Raw genomic sequence first — 20710 nt, 5'->3', positions numbered from 1 at the left:
GCGCCGGGCCCCTCGGTTGACGGCCAGGCGGCGCGGACGGAGGATGCGGCGCAACAGCCGCGGCCGCTGACAATCAACCACGGAGGAGATCGCCATGGCCGAAGGGTCGGGCTTCGTCGAACACGCCGTGGACGGCGATGTGCACGTCCTCCGCATCGCCAACCCGCCGGTGAACACGCTCCGCACGGAGGTCCGCGCCGGGCTGCTCGACGGTCTGCGGGCGGCGCAGAAGGCCGGGGCGCGGGCGGTCGTGCTGATCGGTTCCGGCCGCGGCTTCAGCGCCGGCGCCGAGATGACCGAGTTCGGCAAGCCGCGGCAGCCGCCCTCGCTCCCGGACGTGTTCGACGCGATCGAGGCGTCGGACGCGCCGGTTGTCGCCGCCATCCATGGCAACGCGCTGGGCGGCGGGCTTGAGTTGGCGCTCGCCTGCCACGCCCGGGTCGCCTCGCCGGGCGGGCAACTCGGCTTGCCGGAGGTGAAGCGCGGCTTCGTGCCCGGCGCCGGCGGTACCCAACGCCTGCCGCGGCTGATCGGCCTCGAAGCGCTGCGGATGATAGTGAGCGGGGAGCCGGTCACGGCGGAGGAGGCGCAACGCCTGGGCTTCGTGGACGCGGTGCTGCAAGGCGAACTCGAGAAGGCGGCGGTTGCCTGGGCGCGGGACGCTGCGGCGTCCGGGCGGCGCTTCGCATTGGCGCGGGACCGCACGGACAAGATCCAGGGCCAGGGCATGGCCGCCTTCGACGCCGCGGCGCAGAAGCTTTTGGCGCGCAGCCGCGGGCAGGAAAGCCCCAAGGGCTGCGTCGAGGCGGTGCGCGCCGCCTTCACCCTGCCCTTCGAGGAGGGGCTGAAGCGCGAGCGGGACCTGTTCCAGACACTCGTCTCCGGCGAGCAGTCCAAGGCGCTGCGGCACGTCTTCTTCGGCGAGCGGGAAGCGCAGCGCGTGCCCGGCGTGCCGGCGGACACCAAGCCGCTGCCCGTGCAGCGCTTGGTGGTGATCGGCGGTGGCACCATGGGCGGCGGCATCGCCATGAGCGCGGCCAACTTCGGCCTGCCGGTGACGATGGTGGAGACCAGCGCCGAAGCGTTGGGGAAGGGGCTGAACCGCTGCCGCGCCAACTGGCAGCGCACGGTGGACAGCGGCCGCCTTAAGCCGGAGGAGATGGAGCGCCGCTCGGCCCTGCTGAAGGGCTCCACCGACTTCGACGCCGCCGTGCGCGAGGCCGACCTCGTGGTCGAGGCTGTGTTCGAGGACATGGCGGTGAAGAAAGAGATCTTCGGCCGGCTCGACAAGGTCGCGCGGCCGGGCGCCGTCCTCGCCTCCAACACCTCGACTTTGGACATCGACGAGATCGCCTCCGCGACGTCGCGGCCGGAACTGGTCTGCGGGATGCACTTCTTCAGCCCGGCCAACGTCATGCGGCTCCTGGAGATCGTGCGCGGCGCCAAGACCAGCGCGCAGACGCTCGCCACCGCGATGGACGTCGGCAAGCGCATCGGCAAGCTCAACGTCGTTGTGGGCAACTGCGACGGCTTCGTCGGCAACCGCATGACCGGCAAGCGCGGCCCGCAGGTGGAGAAGCTGCTGCTGGAAGGCGCCCTGCCGCAGGACATCGACCGGGTGATGGAGGCCTACGGCATGGCCATGGGCCCGCTCGCCACCGGCGACCTCGCCGGGCTCGACATCGGCGCGGCGGTGCGCAAGGCGCGCGGCACCGTCGCTCCGATCGCCGACGCCATCGTCGCCAAGGGGCGCTTCGGCCAGAAGACCGGGGCCGGCTACTACCGCTACGACGAGAACCGCAAGCGGCAACCGGACCCCGAAGTGGAAAAGATCATCCTCGACGTCGCCGAGAAGATGCAGGTGCGGCGGCGCAAGATCGAGGACTCCGAAATCCTGGAGCGGCTGCTGCTGCCGATGGTGAACGAGGGCGCGCGCATCCTGGAGGAGGGCATCGCTGCGCGGCCGGTGGACATCGACGTGGTGTTCGTGAACGGCTTCGGCTGGCCCGCTTGGCGGGGCGGCCCGATGTTCTGGGCCGACAGCCTCGGCCTCGAGCAGGTGCGCGACAAGCTGGCGCACTACGCCGAAGCCACGGGCGACCCCAACCTGCGCCCGGCGCCGCTGATCGAACGCCTCGCCGCCGAGGGCGGCAGCTTCGCCACCATGAAGGCGCCGGCCCAGGCGGCCTGACGCGCCCACCGACATCCGAGAGGACGCCATGGAACTCCGCTTCAACGACGCCGAGCGCGCCTTCCGGCAGGAGGTGCGCGACTTCATCGCCCGCGAGCTGCCGGCCGAGACGCGCGAGCGCATGGTCGCCGGCAAGAGCCCGACCAAGGACATGGTCGTGGACTGGCAGCGCAAGCTGAACGCCAAGGGCTGGGCGGTGCCCGAGTGGCCGCAAGAATGGGGCGGCCCGAACTGGACGCTCGGCCAGCGCTACATCTTCCGGGAGGAGTTGCAGCAGGCGCCGGCGCCGCAGCCGCTCGCCTTCAACACCAACATGTGCGGCCCGGTGATCATCGAGTTCGGCACGGAGGAGCAGAAGAAGCGCTTCCTGCCGCGCATGGCGAACCTGGACGATTGGTGGTGCCAGGGCTTCTCCGAGCCCGGCGCCGGCTCCGACCTCGCCGGCCTCAAGACGCGGGCGGTGCGCGAGGGCGACCACTACGTCGTCAACGGCCAGAAGACCTGGACCACGCTCGCGCAGCACGCCGACTGGATCTTCCTGCTGGCGCGCACGGACCCGAACGCGAAGAAGCAGGAGGGCATCTCCTTCCTGGTGGCCGACATGCGCTCGCCGGGCATCACCGTGCGGCCGATCATCACCATCGAGGGCGGGCACGAGGTCAACGAGGTCTTCTTCGACGACGTGAAGGTGCCGGCGGACCAGTTGATCGGCGAGGAGAACCGCGGCTGGGACTGCGCCAAGTTCCTGCTCGGCAACGAGCGCTTCGGCCAGGCCCGGGTCGGCGCCAGCCGCGAGCGCATCCGCCGGCTCAGGGCCATCGCCTCGACCGAGTCCATGGATGGCGGAAAGCCGCTGATGCAAGACCCCGACTTCGCCCGCAAGGTCGCGGAGATCGAGGTCGAGCTGAAGGCGCTGGAGATGACGGTGATGCGCGTCATCGCCTCCGAGGCCAAGCGCAAGGACAAGAAGCCGGACCCGGCGACCTCGGTGCTCAAGATCAAGGGCACGGAGATCCAGCAGATGTGCTCCGAGCTGCTGATGAAGGCCGCCGGCCCTTACGCCTGGGTGGACGGCGATCCGGACGCGGAGGGCGCGAACGAGGTGGACGTGGCGCCCGACTGGGCCTTCGGCCTCGCCGGCGTCTACTTCAACTGGCGCAAGCAGTCGATCTACGGCGGGTCCAACGAGATCCAGCGCAACATCATGGCCAAAGCGTTCTTGGGGCTCTGAACCGCCATGGACTTCGACCTGACGGAGGAGCAGCGGCTCCTCCAAGACAGCTTGGCCCGGCTGCTCGCCGACCGCTACGGCTTCGAGCAGCGCAAGGAGTACATGAAGGCGCCGGAAGGCTGGAGCCGCGAGATGTGGTCCAGCTACGCCGAGCTCGGCCTGCTCGGGCTGCCCTTCTCGGAGGAGGAGGGCGGCTTCGGCGGCGGCCCGGTCGAGACCATGCTGGTCGCGGAGCAGATGGGCCGCGCCATCACGCTCGAACCCTGGTTGCCGACCATGGTACTCGGCGGCGGCTTCCTCCGCCACGGCGGCAACGACGCGCTGCGCGCGGAATTCGCGCCCAAGATGGTAGCGGGCGAGCTGCTGATGGCCTTCGCCCACACCGAGCGGCAGTCGCGCTACGACCTGCACGACGTGGCGAGCACCGCCCGGCGCGACGGCTCCTGCTGGGTGCTGGACGGCCGCAAGGGCATGGTCCTGCACGGCGACAGCGCCGACAAACTCGTGGTCACGGCGCGCACCGCCGGCGAGCGGCGCGACCACCGGGGCATCGGCGTGTTCGTGGTGGACGCGGGCGCCCAAGGCGTCACCCGTCGCGGCTACCGCACGGTGGACGGGCAGCGCGCCGCTGAAGTCGAGCTGTCCGGCGTGCGGGTGGACGGCGGCGCCGTGCTCGGCGACCCGGCGGACGGCCTGCCGCTCGTGGACCGCGTGGTGGACGAGGCCATCGCCGCGCTCGCGGCGGAAGCCGTGGGCGCCATGGAAGTGGCCCACAACATGACCGTCGACTACATGAAGACGCGGCAGCAGTTCGGCCGGCCCATCGGCAGCTTCCAGGCCTTGCAGCACCGCGCCGCCGACATGCTGGTGCAGCTCGAACAGGCGCGCTCCATGGCCTACTTCGCGGCCATGTCGGCGGAGGAGCCGGACGCGGCGGAGCGGCGCAAGGCCATGGCGGCGGTGAAGGTGCAGATCGGCCGGTCCGCCCGCTTCGTGGGCCAGCAGGCGATCCAGCTCCACGGCGGCATCGCGGTGACGATGGAGTACGCCGCCGGCCACTACTTCAAGCGCCTCACGGTCAACGACGCCACCTTCGGCGACGCGGACCACCACGTGCGGGCGCTGGCGGAGGCCGGCGGGGCGCTCGCGGCGTAATGCCGCGCGCCGGCCACCGCACCGGCCGGCGGGCCGTCGTCGTGGCGGCCGCGGGAGCGGCCGCCCTCGCGGCGCCCCGCCTCGCGCGGCCCCAGGGCGGGCCGATCCGCATCGGGGAAATCAACAGCTACACCGCGCAACCGGCTTTCCTCCAGCCGTACCGCAATGCCTGGATGCTGGCGCAGGAGCAGATCAACGCCGCCGGCGGCATCGACGGCCGGCTGATCGAGACGGTGTTCCGCGACGACGCCGGCCGGCCGGAGGATGCCGTGCGGATGGCGGGCGAACTGGTGGGCGAGGAGCGCGTCGCCCTGCTCGCGGGCGGCTTCTTCTCCAACGTCGGCCTGGCCGTCTCCGAGTTCGCCGACCAGCGCCGCCGGCTGTACGTGGCGAGCGAGCCGCTGACCGACGCGCTCGTCTGGTCGCGCGGCAACCGCTACACCTTCCGCCTGCGCCCTAGCACCTACATGCAATGCGCCATGCTGGTCGAAGAGGCGGCCAAGCTGCCGGCCAAGCGCTGGGCCGTGGTGGCGCCCAACTACGAGTACGGCCAATCCGCCGCGCGCTGGTTCAAGGAGCTGCTCGGCCGCGCGCGGCCGGACGCGCAGTTCGTGGCCGAACAGTTCCCGGCCCTCGGACGCATCGACGCCGGCGCGACGGTGCAAGCGCTCGCGGCCGCCAATCCGGATGCCATTTTCAACGTCACCTTCGGCGCGGACCTCACCAACTTCGTGCGCCAAGCGGCCACCCGCGCCTTGTTCGAGCGCCGCCGCGTCGTCTCGCTCCTGACCGGCGAGCCGGAGTACCTCCTCCCCATGCTGGACGAGGCGCCGGAGGACTGGATCGTCACAGGCTACCCCCATGACCAGCTCGAAACGCCGGCGCACGCCGCCTTCCGCGACGCCTACCGCCGACGCTGGAACGACCATCCCCGGCTCGGCAGCGTGGTCGGGTACGACACGGTACGGGCCGTCGCCGCCATGCTCCGGCGCGCGAACGGCACCGGCACCGACGCCATGGTTGCCGCCATGCGCGGCCTCAAGTTCGACGGCGTCTTCGGCGAAGTCGAGTTCCGGGCGATCGACCACCAGTCCACCATGGGCGCGTTCGTCGGCCGCACCGTGCTCCGCGACGGCCGGGGCGCCATGGCCGATTGGCGCTACGCCGACGGGCGCGACCACCTCCCGCCCGACGAGGTGGTGCGCCAACTCCGCCCCCAGGCCTGAACCGGAGCGCCGGGCCGTGCCCGGCGGCTCTGCCCAGGGGCGCACCGGCCCGGAGCGGCCCGCCCGATCTCTTTTGTTTGCCCGGACGCTCCCTTGCGCCCCATAGGCGAGACGGCCATACCTAGCCGCAACGACGGCCTCGGACGGGCCGCAGGCGGGGCGAGATCGGGAGAGCGTGCCAGGTGGATGACATCATCCTGGAGACGGCCGGGCTGACCAAGGAGTTCCTGGGATTCGTCGCGGTGAGCGACGTCTCGCTCCGGGTCCGGCGCGGCAGCATCCACGGGCTGATCGGGCCTAACGGCGCCGGCAAGACCACCTGCTTCAATCTCCTGACGAAGTTCCTGCCCCCGACCCGGGGCACCATCCGCTACGACGGGCGGGACATCACCGGCATGAAGCCGGCGCAGGTCGCTCGGCTCGGGCTCGTGCGCTCCTTCCAGATATCGGCCGTCTTCCCGCACCTTTCCGTGCTGGAGAATGTGCGGCTGGCCCTGCAACGGCAGCGCGGCGGCTCCTTCGACTTCTGGCGGTCGGAAACGCTGCTGCGGCAGTACGACGACCGGGCCAGGGCCTTGCTCGACGACGTCGGCCTCAACGGCTACGCGGACCTGACCGCCGGCGAGTTGCCCTACGGCCGCAAGCGGGCGTTGGAGATCGCCACCACCCTGGCGCTCGATCCGGTGATGATGCTGCTCGACGAGCCCACCGCCGGGATGACGCACGAGGACGTGGACCGCATCGTCGCTCTGGTGAAGCGTGTTTCGGCGGGTCGGACCGTGCTGCTGGTGGAGCACAACCTCAAGGTGGTCTCCGGCCTGTGCGACACCATCACCGTCCTCGCGCGCGGCAAGGTGCTGGCCGAGGGGGATTACGCCAGCGTGTCCCGGAACCCCGAGGTGGTCACCGCCTACCTGGGCAGCGAGGCCGAAGGAGCCGCGGCGCATGGCTGATGGGATGCCGAACGGGCGGAGCGGCGGCCCGTCGCCGGCCGGCGGCGGTAAAGCGCTCCTTGAGGTGTCCAACCTCGAAGCCTGGTACGGCGAAAGCCACATCCTGCACGGCGTCGGGCTGGAGATCGCGCCGGGCGAAGTGGTGACGCTGCTCGGGCGCAACGGCGCCGGCAAGACCACCACGCTGCGCGCCATCATGGGCCTGGTCGGGCGGCGTAGCGGCAGCGTCCGCTACGAGGGCCGCGAGACGATCAACGACCGCTCGGACCGCATCGCCCGCGCTGGCATCGCCTTCTGCCCGGAGGAGCGGGGCATCTTCGCGTCCCTGGACGTGACCGAGAACCTGATGCTGCCGCCCGTGGTGCAGCCGGGCGGGCTGGATCTCGACACCATCTACGCGCTTTTCCCCAACTTGAAGGAGCGGGCGCGCAGCCCCGGCACCAAGCTCTCGGGCGGCGAGCAGCAGATGCTGGCCATCGCCCGCATCCTCCGCACCGGGGCCAAGCTGCTGCTGCTGGACGAGCCTACGGAAGGCTTGGCGCCGGTGATCGTGCAGCAGATCGGCCGCACCATCCGCGAAATCAAGGCGCGCGGATTCACCGTCTTGCTGGTGGAGCAGAACTTCCGCTTCGCCCAAACCGTCGCCGACCGGCACTACGTCATGGAGCACGGGCGGGTCGTGGACATGGTGCCGAACAGCGAATTGACCGCGTCCTTGGGCCGCCTGCACGAGTACCTCGGCGTCTGACGGCGCCACCCAGCACGAACGAGGAAGACACCCGTATGACCATCGACCGCCGCACCCTCCTCAAGACCGCCGCGGCCGGCGCGTCGGCCGCGGCGCTGCCCTGGAGCGGCGCCGCCCGCGCGCAAGGCGCGGCCAACACCATCAAGATCGGCGTGCTCAACGACCAGTCGGGCCTCTACCGGGACATCTCCGGGCCGACCTCGGTCGCCTGCGTCCGGCAGGCGATCCAGGATTTGGCCGGCCGCGGCAACCTGAACGTCGAGGTGATCTCGGCCGACCACCAGAACAAGCCGGACGTGGGCTCCAACATCGCGCGCCAGTGGTTCGACCGCGACGGCGTGGACGTGATCGTGGACGTGCCGACCTCCTCCGTCGCGCTCGCGGTCGCGGGCGTCGTCCGGGAGAAGAACAAGGTCTACCTCAACTCCACCGCCGCCACCGCCGACCTCACCGGCTCGGCGTGCTCGCCCAACACGGTGCACTGGACCTACGACACCTACATGCTGGCGAAGTCCACCGGCGGCGCCATGGTGAAGGCTGGCGGCGACACCTGGTTCTTCCTGACCGCCGATTACGCCTTCGGCCACGCCCTGGAGCGCGACACGGCGAATTTCGTGCGGAACGCCGGCGGGCGCGTCGTCGGGCAGGTGCGCACCCCCTTCCCGGGCACCACGGACTTCTCCTCCTTCCTGGTCCAGGCGCAGGCGAGCCGGGCCAAGGTGATCGGCCTCGCCAACGCCGGCGGCGACACCATCAACTGCGTCAAGCAGGCCGCCGAGTTCGGCATCACACGCCGCGGCACCAAGCTCGCCGCGCTGCTGATGTTCATCAACGACGTCCACGGCATGGGCCTCCAGACGGCCCAGGGCTTGGTTTGCACAGAGACCTTCTACTGGGACCTCAACGACCGCACCCGCGCCTTCACCAACAAGGTGCGCGGGGGGCTCGGCGGCAACATGCCGGCCATGTCGCACGCCGGCTGCTACGCCTCCGTGCTGCACTACCTCAAGGCGGCGGCCGACATGGGCGCGCAGGCAGCCAAGGCCTCCGGCACGGACGCGGTCGCCCGCATGAAGGCGATGCCGACGGACGACGACTGCTTCGGCCAGGGGCGCATCCGCGAGGACGGGCGCAAGATCCACCCCGCCTACCTCTTCGAGGTGAAGAAGCCCGAAGAGTCCAAGGGGCCTTGGGACTACTACAAGCTCTTGCAGACCACCGCGGCGGACGAGGCCTTCCGGCCGGTCGCTGAGGGCGGCTGCCCGCTCGTCCGTAGCTGACGCCGCCGCGGCCAAAGGGAGGAACACGCCGATGCCGATGACCCGTCGCAACCTGATCGCCGCGGCCGGCATCGGCGCGGCCGCCATGCAGTCCGCGCCCCGCCTCGGGCGGGCGCAGGCGTCCAACACCATCCGGATCGGCGTCCTGAACGACCAGTCCGGCCTCTACAGCCACATCGGCGGCGTCAACGGCGTGGCGATGGCCCAAGCCGCCGCGGCCGAGTTCAACGCCCGCGGCTTCACGGTGGAAGTGCTCCGCGCCGACCACCAGAACAAGCCGGACGTCGGCTCCAACGTCGCCCGGCAGTGGTACGACCAGGGCGTGGACATGGTGCTCGACGTGCCGACCTCCTCCGTCGGCTTGGCGGTGGCCGGCGTCGCCCGCGAGAAGAACAAGGCGTACATCAACGTCGGCGCGGCGTCTTCGGACCTGACCGGCGCCCAATGCGCGCCGACCACCGCGCATTGGGTGTACGACACCTACATGCTGGCGAAGTCCACCGGCGGCGCCATGGTGAAGGCGGGTGGAGACAGTTGGTTCTTCCTCACCGCCGACTACGCCTTCGGCCATGCTCTGGAGCGCGACACCACCAACTTCGTCAAGGCGGCGGGCGGCAAGGTGCTGGGCGGGGTGCGGACGCCGTTCCCGGGCACCTCGGACTTCTCCTCCTTCCTGGTGCAGGCGCAGTCCAGCCGCGCCAAGGTGATCGGCTTGGCCAACGCAGGGCAGGACACCACCAACTGCATCAAGCAGGCGGCCGAGTTCGGCATCACGCGGCGCGGCACCAAGATCGCGGCGTTGCTGATGTTCATCGACGACGTGCACGGGCTCGGCCTCCAGACCGCGCAGGGCTTGGTCATGACCGAGAGCTTCTACTGGGACCTCAACGACCGTACGCGGGCGCTGACCCAGCGTGTCCGCTCCCGACTCACCGGCAACCAGCCCCCGAACATGGTCACGGCCGGCAACTACTCCGCCGTGCTGCACTATCTGAAAGCGGTGCAGGACATGGGCCTCCCGGCCGCCAAGGCGTCGGGCACCGAGGTCATCAACCGCATGAAGGCCATGCCCATCGACGACGACGCCTTCGGCCCCGGCACCATCCGCCCGGACGGGCGGCGCTTGGTGCCGGCCTACCTGTTCGAGGTGAAGAAGCCGGATGAGGCGAAGGGCCCCTGGGATTACCTGAAGCTGCTCCAGACCACGCTCGCCGACGAAGCCTTCCGCCCGATCAACGAGGGCGGCTGCTCCCTGGTGCGTTCATGATGGGCGCGCCCGGCGACATCGGCCGCCGGGGCCTGCTCGCCGCGGGGGGCCTCGCCTTGCTCGGCCCGGGCGTCCCGGCGAGGGCCCAAGCCCCCGGCGGCAACACCATCCGCCTCGGCGTGCTCACCGACATGTCCGGCCCCTACCGCGACCCCACCGGGCCGGGGAGCGCCGCCTGCACGCAGCAGGCTGCGGCGGAGATGGCGAACCGGGGCCTCACGGTCGAGATCCTCCAGGCGGACCACCAGAACAAGCCCGACGTCGGCGCCAACATCGCCCGGCAGTGGTACGACCAGGGCGTGGACGCGATCGTGGACGTGCCGACCTCGTCGGTGGCGCTGGCGATCAACGGCATCGCGCGCGAGAAGAACAAGGTGTTCCTGAACTCGGGCGCCGCCACCTCCGACCTGACCGGGCCGGCGTGCAGCCCGAACACCATCCACTTCACCTACGACACCTACATGCTGGCCAAGGGCACCGGCGCCGCGCTCGCCAAGGCCGGCGGCGACACTTGGTTCTTCATCACCGCCGACTACGCGTTCGGCCACGCCCTCCAGCGCGACACCTCCCGCTTCGTCGAGGCCGCCGGCGGCAAGGTGCTTGGCGCCGCGCGCTACCCGTTCCCGGCGACCACCGACTTTTCGGCCTTCCTGCTCCAGGCCCAGGCCAGCCGCGCGAAGGTACTCGGCCTCGCCAACGCGGGCACGGACGCCGCCACTTGCATCAAGCAGGCGCGCGAGTTCGGGCTCACGCGGAACATGAAGGTGGCCGGCCTGCTGCTCTCCTTCATGGAGGTGCATTCGCTCGGCCTGCCGACCGCGCAGGGCTTGGTCCTGACCGAGCCGTTCTACTGGGACCTCAACGACCGCACCCGCGCCTTCGCCGAGCGCGTGCGCCCGCGCATGCCGGGCCAAGCCATGCCCGCCCAGGTGCAGGCCGGCTGCTACGGCGTGGCGCTGCACTACCTCAAGGCGGTGGCCGACATGGGCGCCGCGCAGGCCAAGGCCGACGGCCGCGCCGCGGTGGCTCGCATGAAGGCCATGCCGACCGACGACGACGCCTTCGGCCAGGGGCGCATCCGCGAGGACGGGCGCAAGATCCACCCGACCTATCTCTTCGAGGTGAAGAAGCCCGAGGAGTCGCGCGGGCAGTGGGACTACCTGAAGGTCGTGGGCACGACCCCGGCCGAGGAGGCGTTCCGCCCGTTGGCCGAGGGCGGCTGCCCCCTCGTACGGAGCTGACCGGAAGGACCGACGGACACCATGGGCGAGATTTTCGGCATACCGCTGCCGCTGCTCTTCGGGCAGTTGCTGCTCGGCCTCATCAACGGCGCCTTCTACGCCATGCTCTCGCTCGGGCTGGCGGTGATCTTCGGCCTGCTCAACATCGTCAACATGGCCCACGGCGCGCTGTTCATGATGGGCGCCTTCGTGGCTTGGATGCTGCTGACCTGGCTGGACCTCGGCTACTGGTGGGCGCTGCTCCTCGCGCCCTTCATCGTCGGCGCGTTCGGCGTCTTGTTGGAGAAGCTGTTCATCAGCCGCCTCTACAAGCTGGACCACCTCTATGGCCTGCTGCTCACCTTCGGCTTGGCGCTGGTGATCGAAGGGGTGTTCCGCAACCAGTTCGGCTCCTCCGGCCTGCCCTACCGCATCCCGCCCGAGCTGTCCGGGTCGTGGGACCTCGGCTTCATGTTCATGCCGGTGTACCGGGGCTGGGTGGTGATCTTCGCGCTGGTCGCCTGCCTCGCCACCTGGCTGGTCATCGAGAAGACCCGACTCGGCGCCTACCTGCGGGCGGCGACGGAGAACGCGCCCCTCGTGCAGGCCTTCGGGGTGAACGTGCCGCGCATGGTCACGCTCACCTACGGCGCGGGTGTGGCGCTGGCCGCGCTCGGCGGCGTGCTGGCGGCGCCCATCTACTCGGTGAACCCGCAGATGGGCTCGAACCTCATCATCGTGGTCTTCGCGGTGGTGGTGATCGGCGGCATGGGTTCCATCCTCGGCGCGGTGCTGACCGGCTTCGGCCTGGGCATCGTCGAGGGGCTGACCAAGGTCTTCTACCCCGAGGCCTCCGCCACCGTGATCTTCGTCATCATGGTCATCGTCCTGCTGGCGCGCCCAGCGGGCCTGTTCGGGAGGGCTTGAGCCCCATGTCCGACACCGCCATCACCGCGGGCGCGCTGCCCGCCCCCAGGTCCGAGGAGGGCGTTTGGGGCTTCTCGCGGGCGCAGTTGGGCGCGTTGGTCGTCATGGTCGTGTTCCTGGCCGTGGCGCCCTTCGTTCTCTACCCCGTCTTCCTGATGAAGCTGCTCTGCTTCGCCCTGTTCGCCTTGGCCTTCAACCTGCTCATCGGCTACGTCGGGCTGCTGTCCTTCGGCCACGCCGCCTATTTCGGCATGGGCGGCTACATCGCCGGGTACGCGGCGAAGAGCATGGGCCTGTCGCCGGAACTCGCCATCCTGGGCGGCGGCGCCGTCGCCGGCCTGCTCGGCGCGGCCTTCGGCTGGGTCGCCATCCGCCGGCAGGGCATCTACTTCGCCATGATCACCTTGGCTTTGGCGCAGATGGTCTACTTTTTCTGCGTCCAGGCGCCGTTCACCGGCGGCGAGGACGGCATCCAGGCGATCCCGCGCGGCAACCTCCTCGGCGCGGTGCCGCTCGACGAAGACATGAGCATGTACTGGTTCGTCGCGGGCATCTTCCTGGCGGGCTTCCTGCTGATCCACCGCATCGTCCACTCGCCCTTCGGCCAGGTGCTGAAGGCCATCCGTGAGAACGAGCCGCGCACCACCTCGCTGGGCTACAGGACGGACGACTACAAGCTGATCGCCTTCATCCTGTCGTCCGCCATCGCCGGCGTGGCGGGCGCCACCAAGTCGCTCGTCTTCGGCATCGCCACGCTGACCGACGTCCACTGGTCCATGAGTGGCGAGGTTGTGCTGATGACCCTGGTAGGCGGCCTGGGCACGGTGTTCGGCCCGGTGATCGGCGCCGCGGTGATCGTCACCATGCAGAACTACCTCGCCGAGCTCGGCGCTTGGGTGACGGTGATCCAGGGCGTGATCTTCGTGGCCTGCGTGCTCGCCTTCCGCCGCGGCATCATCGGCGAGCTGGGCAACCTGCTGAAGGTCAAACTTTAAGGCGGGGTAGGGCGCCCCGCCCCGCTCACCGCTTGAAGATGTGCGTCGCGGTTATCTCGATCACGACCGCGCCGTCCGAAACGCGTGTGCCGGTGTAGCGGACCTTCACCGCCCCGCGGTCGGGGCGGCTCCGGCTCGGCGTCAGCTCCTCCACCCGGCCGGAAACGGCGATCTCGTCGCCCGGCCGCACCGGCGCCGGCCAGCGCACCTCCAGGCCCGTGCCGCCCATCGAGACCTGCTCGACGAAGCCGGTCCGGAGCATGTGGCCGAAGGCGGCGGCGAGGGTGTGGATGCCGCTGGCGATCAGCCCGCCGTAGGGGCTCTCGCGCGCCCGCGCCTCGTCCGTGTGGAAGGGCTGCGGGTCCCAGCGCCGCGCGAAGTCGAGCACCTCGTCCAGCGGCATGGCCATGGTTCCGAAGCGGAACTCCTGGCCGACGGACAGTTCGTCGAAAGACCGGATGGGCTCCAAGGCGGCGCCTCCTACACCAGGGATTGCGTGTCGCCGTCCACCGCCAGCGCCTGCCCGCTGACCGTGGCGCCGAAGGGGCTGCACAGGTACAGCGCCATGTTGGCGATGTCCTGCTGCGTCACGTAGCAGCGGAGCGAGACGTTCCGTAGCGACTCCGTCTCCTGCTCCTTGAAGGAGACGCCCCGGGCCTGCGCCTTGGCCTCGATCACGCGCCGGATGCGGTCGCCCTCCACCAGACCGGGGAGGATGGCGTTCACCCGGATGCCGTCCGGGCCCACCTCGATGGCGAGCGACTTGGTGAAGCCGACCACGCCCCACTTCGCCGCGGCGTAGGGGCTGCGCAGAGGGAAGCCGAAGCGCCCGGCCGCGGAGGAGAGATTGACGATGCTGCCGCCGCCAGCCTCCCGCAGCGCCGGCACGGCGCGGCGCGCGCAGTGGAACATCGCCTCCAAATCTATCTTCAACGTGCGAGAGAGCGCATCCGGCGCCACGTCCTCCACCCGCGCCGTCGGCCCGGCGATGCCGGCGTTGTTGAGCAGCGCGTCCAGCCCGCCGAGGTGCGACAGCGCCGCGTCCATGAAGGCGTCGCAGCCCTCGGGCGTTTCCACGTCCGCGAACACGGACGGGTGGGGGCAAGCGGCGAGCGCCTCGCGGTCCACGTCGCACAGGAACACCCGCGCGCCGCAGGCGGTGAAGCTGTCCGCCATCACCCGGCCGATTCCGGCCGCTCCGGCGCTGACCGCCACCCGCAATCCGTCCAGCCGCACCGTCAGCGGCGTCTTGCTGCCCTGCATCGCGTCCCTCCCTGCCACCTGCCGCGCGAGACTAGGGCGCCGCGGGCGGTGCCGGAACCGGCCACGGCCGTGGTATGGTCGTGCCGGAACCGCAGCGGAGCGACCATGACCACCGGGACCGTGATCTTCCTCGTCCTGCTGCTGCTCGGCGTCGTCACCGCCTGGAAGGGCATCAAGACGGTGCCGCAGGGCTGGGTGTGGACGGTGGAGCGGTTCGGCGCCTTCACCCGGCTGCTGCAACCGGGGCTGAACCTCATCATCCCCTACGTCGACACCGTCGGCCGCAAGATGAACGTGCAAGAGGTGGTGCTCGACATCCCCGAGCAGTCCGTCATCACCCGCGACAACGCCACGGTGGCCGTGGACGGCATCGTCTACTACCGCGTGATGGACGCGGCCAAGGCGGCCTACCAGGTGCAGGACCTCACCGGCGCGCTGGCGGCCCTGGCCATGACCAACATCCGCTCCGTGATCGGCGAGATGGACCTGGACGCGACGCTGAGCGGGCGGGAACGCATCAACACCAACCTCCTGGTCACGCTGGACGGCGCCACCGATCCCTGGGGCGTCAAGGTCGGCCGCGTCGAGATCCGCAAGGTGGAGCCGCCGGAGAACCTCGTCCGCGCCATGAACCTCCAGATGACCGCCGAGCGCGAGCGCCGCGCCACGGTGATGCGGGCGGAAGGCGACCGCGCCGCCGCCATCCAGCGCGCCGAAGGCGAGAAGCAGGCGCTGATCCTGGCCGCCGAAGGCCGCCAGCAGGCGGCGCTCCGCGACGCCGAAGCGCGCGAAAGGCTTGCGGAAGCCGAGGCGCGCGCGACCGAGATGGTCGCCCAGGCCGCCGCGGGCGCGGGCGAAGCGGCGCTCCGCTACTTCATCGCCGACAAGTACGTGAAGGCGTTCGAGGGGCTGGCGTCCAACCCGACCAGCAAGCTCGTGGTGGTGCCGGTGGAGGCGAGCGCGCTCGCCGGCGGCATCACCGGGGCCCTGGAACTGCTGCGCGCCGGCGGCGGCGGCGCCGCGGAGGGCCGGCCGGCGAGCGAAGCTCCACGGCCGCCGCGCACGCCGCCGCCGGCGACAAGCAGCCTGCCGGGAGTCTGAGCCTTGGAACCGGGGCTGATCTGGATCCTGGCCGGGCTGCTGCTGCTGGTGGCCGAACTCGTCCTGCCCGGCGTGTTCCTGCTCTGGGTCGGCCTCGCCGCCATCGGCACCGGCGCCCTGCTGCTGGTGGCCACGCCGGGCTTCGGGGCGGCCGTGCTGTTCTTCCTGGCGCTGCTTGCCGGCGGCGTTTGGTTCGGCCTGGGCCGCCGCTCGAAGCGCCCCAGGCCGACGGTGAACACGCCCGGCTCCGGCTTGATCGGCCGCACCGGCACGCTGCTTCCCGGCGAAGGCCCGGGCCTGCGCGTCCGCGTGGGCGACTCCGACTGGCCCGCCCGGCTGCCGCGCGACCAGCGCGTGCCGGAAGGGCCGGTGCCGGTGCGGGTGGAGGGCGTGGACGGCACCACCCTCATCGTGCGCCCCGAGTAGGGGCGCGGCCTCATCCGTGGATCACGAGGCCGGTGAAGGGCGGCACGTAGGCCTGCAAGGTCACCAGCAGCCCCACCAGCACCGCGAGCGCGATGGAGTGGAAGAAGACGTAGCGCAGGATGTCGCCCTCGTGGCCGAACCAGTTGGTGGCGGTGGAGGCGACCACGATGGACTGCGCGTCGATCATCTTGCCCATCACGCCACCCGAGGAGTTCGCCGCCGCCATCAGCACCGGCGACAGCCCGATCTGCTGCGCCGTGATCTTCTGCAAGCCGCCGAACAGGACGTTGGAGGCGGTGTCGGAGCCGGTCAGCGCCACGCCGAGCCAGCCGAGCAGCGTGCCGAAGAGCGGGTAGAGCACCCCGGTCTGCGCGAAGGCCAGGCCCATGCTGGCGTCGAGGCCGGAGTACCGGGTCAGGTAGCCGAGTCCCAGCATGGCCGCGATGGTCAGCAGCGAGTAGCGCACCTTCCAAATGGTGCGGCCGTACTCGCGCACCAGCGCCACCGGCCCGAAGCCCATCACCACCCCGGCCAGTATCGCCGACAGCAGGATGCCCGTCCCGGTCATGGACAGGATGTTGAAGGCGTACACCGCCGCCTCCGGCGTCGGCGCCGCCACCACCGGCGGCACCTTGACGATCATGCGGTGCAGGCCCTCGAAGGTGTAGTTGGCGTTGAACAGGGCGTTCAGGGCCGTCTTCACCTGCGGCAGGCCCCAAAGGAAGACGAAGACGGTCAGGATCAGCCAGAGCACCCAAGCCTTCCAGACCGGCTCGCCATCGGCCACCGTAGTCGCCACGGCCGCGCCATCCCGGCCGACGGCGGTGACGGCGATCTCCTCCGGCACCTCCCGCGCCAGGCCGGCCGCCGCCCCCGCGCCGCTGGGGCCACTGCCCCGCGCGGTCGCCAGTTCCTTCTCCTCGTGCCCGCGCAGGCTCGGGCTGGTCCAGATTTACGCCGGCCGCCAGACGCGCAAGAAGCCGATCAGGCAGGCCATGGACACCAGCGCCGCGATCACGTCCACCAGCCAGGGCCCGTGGTAGTTGGAGACGAGGAACTGCGGCACCGCGAAGGTGACGCCCGTGACCAGGATGGCCGGCCAGATCTCCGCCATGCCGCGGAACCCGGCGAAGGCCCAGATCAGCCAGAAGGGCACGATCAGCGAGAAGAACGGCAACTGCCGCCCGATCATGGCCGAGAGGTCCAGCAGGTCCAGCCCGGTCACGGCCGCCAGCGCGATCACCGGCGTCCCCAGCGCGCCGTAAGCGACCGGCGCGGTATTGGCGATGAGCGACAGGCCGGAGGCTGCGAGCGGCGAGAAGCCGAGGCCGATCAGCACCGCCGCCGTCACGGCGACCGGCGTGCCGAAGCCGGCCGCGCCCTCGAAGAAGGCGCCGAAGGCGAAGGCGATGAGCAGGAGCTGCAACCGCCGGTCCGGGGTGATGCCCGCGATGCTTTCCTGCAGCGTGCGGAAGCTGCCGTGCTCCACCGTCAGCCGTTACAGGAAGATGATGTTCAGCACGATCCAGCCGATCGGGAACAGGCCGTAGGCGATGCCGTAGCCGGCCGCCCGGGCCGCGAGGCCGAAGGGCATGCCGAAGACGAAGGCGGCCGTGACGAAGGCCACCGCGAGCGCCGCGATGGCGGCGATGTGCGCCTTTACGTGCAGGAAGGCCAACGCCACCAGCATGGTGGCCACCGGCAGCGCCGCCACCAGCGCGGAAAGCAGGATGGAGCCGAGAGGGTCGTAATTCTGGTTCCAAGGCATCATGCCGCGCCGCTCCCCTCGTCCGCTGTGCAGGCTTGAAAAACGGCGAGCAGAGTACGTCGTTCCGCGCCGGGCCCGCGCCGGGCTTGAAGGCGCTCCACCGCGGGGCAATTTGGGACCCATGGACCACGACCGGCGCTGGCGGCCTGGCCCGCCCATATTGGACATGACGCCCGAGGGCGGCTTCCGCGAACCCGCGGCGCCGAAGGGCTGGCTCGACCGGGCGCTCGCCCGGGTCGGTGGCGCTGCCTTGCTGCTGGCGGTCGCCGCCGGCGGCCTGGTCGTCGTGGCGCTCGCCTTCGTGCTGCTCGGCCTGCTCTTGCCGGTCGCCATCGGCGCCGGGCTGGTGGCCTTCGTTTCGATCTGGTGGCGGCTGCGCCGGCTGCGCGCCCGCAACGGCGGCAATCTCCCGCCTTTCGTGGTGGCCCGGCGGCCCGGGCCTTAGGCGGCTTCCAAAGCCCCGATCAACAACCGTAGGAGCTCCGCGCCGAACAGGCGCATGTTGGCCGGCCTGTCGGCGCTGCCGTTCTCCAAGGCGGCGCTGCGTGAACCCCCCGGACCCGCCACGGCGAGGCAGGCGCGCCCTGCCGGGTGGCCATAGCGGTTCCCGGTCGGCCCGGCGGCGCCGGTTTCGCCGAGCCCCCAAACCGTTCCGAGCTGGTCCCGCGCCGCCTCCGCGAGCAGCGACGCCAGCGGCTCGGAGTTGGGCGGCACACCGTCCAGCGCCGCGTCCGACAAGCCGAGCAGCACGCGCCGTGACTCGCGCGTGTAGGCCACGACCCCGCCCCGGAAGTAGGCCGAGGCGCCCGGTACCGCGAGCAGGGCCGCGCACACCAGCCCGCCGGCCGAGGATTCCGCCACGGCGACCGTCTCGTTGCGCGGCTTGAGCAGCGCGGCGGCCTTTTCCGCGAGCGGCAGCAACGTCTCCAAGGCCGCGGCCCTTTCAGGGCTTGTCGTAGGTGGCGCCGAAGCGGCCGACGAAATCGTTGAACTCGTACCGGTCCACCCGCGCTAGGCAAGGCTCCGCGTCCGTGTGGCGGAAGGTGTAGATCAGCACCGCGCCGCCATCGAGGCCGATGCGGCAGAAGCCCTCCTCGGGCTTCATCGGCGCGCCGGGGCAGATCTCGATGTCGAGGTGGGCGATCTTCTCCTCGAACCCGCTGTAGGAGATGAAGCAGGCCTTCTCGGCCAGGGCGGGCGCGGCGAGGCCGACGGAAGCGGCGAGGGCTGCGGCGAGGCGCATGGCGGGCGGGTTCCGGCTCAATCGGCGAAGGGATCGCGCAGGCTGATGGTGTCGTCGCGCTCGGGGCTGGTCGAGAGCAGCACCACCGGCGCCTCGACCAACTCCTCGATGCGGCGGACGTACTTCACGGCCGCCGCCGGCAGGTCGGCGTAGGAGCGGGCGCCGCGCGTGGAGCCGCTCCAGCCTTCCATCTCCTCGTAGACCGGCTCGGCCGCGGCCTGCGCGCCGGACGCCGCCGGCAAGCGGCGCACCACCTCGCCGCGGCTCCCGATCCGGTAACCGGTGCAGACGCGCAGTTGCGGCATCCCGTCCAGCACGTCGAGCTTGGTCAGCGCGAGGCCCTGGATGCCGCCGAGCTTCACCGCCTGCCGCACCATGCAGGCGTCGAACCAGCCGCAACGGCGCCGGCGGCCGGTCACGGTGCCGAACTCGCGCCCGCGGTCGCCCAAACCCCGGCCCACCTCGTCGTGCAGCTCGGTGGGGAAGGGGCCGCTGCCGACGCGCGTGGTGTAAGCCTTGGCAATGCCGAGCACGGTGCCGATGGCGTCCGGCCCGATGCCCGCGCCCGCCGCCGCGCTGCCAGCCACCGTGTTGGAGGAAGTGACGAACGGGTAGGTGCCGTGGTCCACGTCCAGCATCACCGCCTGCGCGCCTTCGAACAGCACGCGGGCGTTCGCGCGGCGCGCCTCGTCCAGCCGCTCCCAGACCGCTTCGGCGAAGGGTAGCAGCCGCGGCGCCCAGCCGTTCAGCAGGGACAGCAACTCGTCCTTGGCGAATTCGGGCGCGCCGAGGCCGCGGAGCAGCGTGTTGTGGTGCAGCAGCAACTCGTCCAGCTTGGCCGAAAACGTGTCCGGCTCCGCCAGGTCGCAAAGGCGGATCGCGCGCCGCGCCACCTTGTCCTCGTAAGCGGGGCCGATCCCGCGCCCGGTGGTGCCGATCGCCCCCGCGCCGCGCGCCGCCTCCCGCGCCCGGTCCAGCGCCGGGTGGACAGGCAGGATCAATGGCGTGTTCTCGGCGATCCGCAGCGTGTCCGGCGTCACCTTGAGCCCCTGCGCGGCCACGCGGTCGATCTCGTCCAGCAGCGCCTGCGGATCGAGCACCACGCCGTTGCCGATGATGCCCAGCTTGCCGCGCACCAGGCCGGAGGGGAGCAGGCTCAGCTTGTAGGTCTGGTCCCCCACGACGAGCGTGTGCCCGGCGTTGTGCCCGCCCTGGAAGCGCACCACGATCTCGGCGCGGCTGGCGAGCCAGTCCACCACCTTGCCCTTGCCCTCGTCGCCCCATTGCGCGCCGATGACGGCGACGTTCGCCATGCTCCTGGACCTTCTCTTCTACGTCCGCGCGGCGAGCGGCACGGCGCGGCCGTCGCGCAAGGCGTGGGTGCAGCGCAGCCGCTCCGGCGTGTCGGCCGCCGAAAGCGCGGCCACGGTGGCGAAGCCTTCGCGCCGCAACGCCCGGACCGCGTCGTCCGGGCTGTCGACCGGCACGAAGAGGCGTGGCCGCGCCGCCGGGGCCGGGGCGCCGCGCAGCACGGCGTTCGGGTACAGCGTCATGCCGGTGGAGGGCTCGTCGCCCGGCGACATGTAGCGCCCGCCGCGCGCCAGCTCGCCGGTGCCCCCCGGCCCGTACAGGGTGAAGGCGACGCCGACGTGGTAGCGCAGGCCGCGGAACTCCACCGGGTCGAGCGTGACCCGGAGGCCCGGCGCGCGGGCGCGC

General features: G+C 71.0%; 20 protein-coding genes and 1 pseudogene. 14 read left to right on the top strand and 7 right to left on the bottom strand.

All coding sequences use genetic code 11. From position 1 onward, the window contains the following. Nucleotides 1-94: 94 nt before the first annotated feature. From ABD067_RS07045 to ABD067_RS06995, 11 genes are all read left to right on the top strand, one after another. Entirely contained in the window at nt 95-2191 is a 2097-nt protein-coding gene (locus ABD067_RS07045; RefSeq protein ID WP_343894495.1) for a 3-hydroxyacyl-CoA dehydrogenase NAD-binding domain-containing protein, read from the top strand. Between the two features lie 28 nt (nt 2192-2219). Beyond that, nucleotides 2220-3422, top strand: coding sequence for an acyl-CoA dehydrogenase family protein (locus ABD067_RS07040; protein WP_343894494.1), 1203 nt, complete (start codon nt 2220-2222; stop codon nt 3420-3422). Between the two features lie 6 nt (nt 3423-3428). Next, a complete protein-coding gene (locus tag ABD067_RS07035) occupies nt 3429-4577 on the top strand; it encodes an acyl-CoA dehydrogenase family protein (protein ID WP_343894493.1) in 1149 nt (382 codons plus the stop codon). After that, nucleotides 4577-5803 (top strand): ABC transporter substrate-binding protein, encoded by a 1227-nt coding sequence (locus ABD067_RS07030; RefSeq protein ID WP_343894492.1) that lies wholly within the window; start codon nt 4577-4579, stop codon nt 5801-5803. The genes ABD067_RS07035 and ABD067_RS07030 overlap by 1 nt, the downstream gene beginning before the upstream one ends. A gap of 182 nt (nt 5804-5985) precedes the next feature. Continuing rightward, the gene (locus ABD067_RS07025; protein ID WP_343894491.1) at nt 5986-6756 is read left to right on the top strand and encodes an ABC transporter ATP-binding protein; all 771 of its coding nucleotides are present in this window, start codon (nt 5986-5988) and stop codon (nt 6754-6756) included. A 4-nt stretch (nt 6757-6760) separates the two neighbouring features. After that, the gene (locus ABD067_RS07020; protein ID WP_343894561.1) at nt 6761-7504 is read left to right on the top strand and encodes an ABC transporter ATP-binding protein; all 744 of its coding nucleotides are present in this window, start codon (nt 6761-6763) and stop codon (nt 7502-7504) included. A 35-nt stretch (nt 7505-7539) separates the two neighbouring features. Then, a complete protein-coding gene (locus tag ABD067_RS07015) occupies nt 7540-8784 on the top strand; it encodes an ABC transporter substrate-binding protein (RefSeq protein WP_343894490.1) in 1245 nt (414 codons plus the stop codon). Nucleotides 8785-8815: 31 nt separating this feature from the next. Further along, nucleotides 8816-10051 carry an ABC transporter substrate-binding protein gene (locus ABD067_RS07010; protein WP_343894489.1) on the top strand — a complete coding sequence of 412 codons (1236 nt, stop codon included), beginning with the start codon at nt 8816-8818 and terminating at the stop codon, nt 10049-10051. Further along, nucleotides 10048-11292, top strand: coding sequence for an ABC transporter substrate-binding protein (locus tag ABD067_RS07005; protein ID WP_343894488.1), 1245 nt, complete (start codon nt 10048-10050; stop codon nt 11290-11292). Before ABD067_RS07010 ends, ABD067_RS07005 begins: the two co-directional genes overlap by 4 nt. Before the next feature lie 21 nt (nt 11293-11313). Further along, entirely contained in the window at nt 11314-12198 is an 885-nt protein-coding gene (locus ABD067_RS07000; protein ID WP_343894487.1) for a branched-chain amino acid ABC transporter permease, read from the top strand. A 5-nt stretch (nt 12199-12203) separates the two neighbouring features. After that, the gene (locus tag ABD067_RS06995; RefSeq protein ID WP_343894486.1) at nt 12204-13193 is read left to right on the top strand and encodes a branched-chain amino acid ABC transporter permease; all 990 of its coding nucleotides are present in this window, start codon (nt 12204-12206) and stop codon (nt 13191-13193) included. A 25-nt stretch (nt 13194-13218) separates the two neighbouring features. Here the strand turns inward: ABD067_RS06995 and ABD067_RS06990 are convergent, their stop codons facing one another. Continuing rightward, a complete protein-coding gene (locus tag ABD067_RS06990; RefSeq protein ID WP_343894485.1) occupies nt 13219-13662 on the bottom strand; it encodes a MaoC family dehydratase in 444 nt (147 codons plus the stop codon). An 11-nt stretch (nt 13663-13673) separates the two neighbouring features. After that, nucleotides 13674-14456, bottom strand: coding sequence for an SDR family oxidoreductase (locus ABD067_RS06985; protein ID WP_343894484.1), 783 nt, complete (start codon nt 14454-14456; stop codon nt 13674-13676). A 105-nt stretch (nt 14457-14561) separates the two neighbouring features. Here ABD067_RS06985 and ABD067_RS06980 point away from each other — a divergent pair, with 105 nt between their 5' ends. Continuing rightward, nucleotides 14562-15557 (top strand): SPFH domain-containing protein, encoded by a 996-nt coding sequence (locus tag ABD067_RS06980; RefSeq protein ID WP_343894483.1) that lies wholly within the window; start codon nt 14562-14564, stop codon nt 15555-15557. Between the two features lie 3 nt (nt 15558-15560). After that, nucleotides 15561-15983: an NfeD family protein gene (locus ABD067_RS06975; RefSeq protein ID WP_343894482.1), complete on the top strand. Its 423-nt coding sequence runs from the start codon at nt 15561-15563 to the stop codon at nt 15981-15983. A 10-nt stretch (nt 15984-15993) separates the two neighbouring features. On the opposite strand, the pseudogene ABD067_RS06970 reads toward ABD067_RS06975, so the two are convergent. Further along, nucleotides 15994-17751, bottom strand: a pseudogene (locus ABD067_RS06970) (L-lactate permease). A gap of 121 nt (nt 17752-17872) precedes the next feature. Between ABD067_RS06970 and ABD067_RS06965 the strand changes: the two are divergent. Next, nucleotides 17873-18196, top strand: coding sequence for a hypothetical protein (locus tag ABD067_RS06965; protein WP_343894481.1), 324 nt, complete (start codon nt 17873-17875; stop codon nt 18194-18196). Here ABD067_RS06965 and ABD067_RS06960 read toward each other — a convergent pair. The 4 genes from ABD067_RS06960 to ABD067_RS06945 all read right to left on the bottom strand — a co-directional run. Further along, nucleotides 18193-18681 (bottom strand): CinA family protein, encoded by a 489-nt coding sequence (locus ABD067_RS06960; protein WP_343894480.1) that lies wholly within the window; start codon nt 18679-18681, stop codon nt 18193-18195. The two genes, ABD067_RS06965 and ABD067_RS06960, sit on opposite strands and share 4 nt — an antisense overlap. A gap of 13 nt (nt 18682-18694) precedes the next feature. Further along, entirely contained in the window at nt 18695-18994 is a 300-nt protein-coding gene (locus tag ABD067_RS06955) for a hypothetical protein (RefSeq protein ID WP_343894479.1), read from the bottom strand. Nucleotides 18995-19011: 17 nt separating this feature from the next. Further along, nucleotides 19012-20307, bottom strand: coding sequence for an adenylosuccinate synthase (locus tag ABD067_RS06950; RefSeq protein ID WP_343894478.1), 1296 nt, complete (start codon nt 20305-20307; stop codon nt 19012-19014). A gap of 18 nt (nt 20308-20325) precedes the next feature. After that, nucleotides 20326-20710, bottom strand: a 385-nt coding sequence (locus ABD067_RS06945) for an ATP phosphoribosyltransferase regulatory subunit (protein ID WP_343894477.1), incomplete at its 5' end; no start/stop codon positions are given.

Source organism: Craurococcus roseus, from assembly GCF_039523795.1.
Classification (GTDB): Bacteria; Pseudomonadota; Alphaproteobacteria; order Acetobacterales; family Acetobacteraceae; genus Craurococcus; species Craurococcus roseus.
Note: the sequence above shows the minus strand (reverse complement) of the source record. Positions and strands in the feature narration are given on the sequence as shown.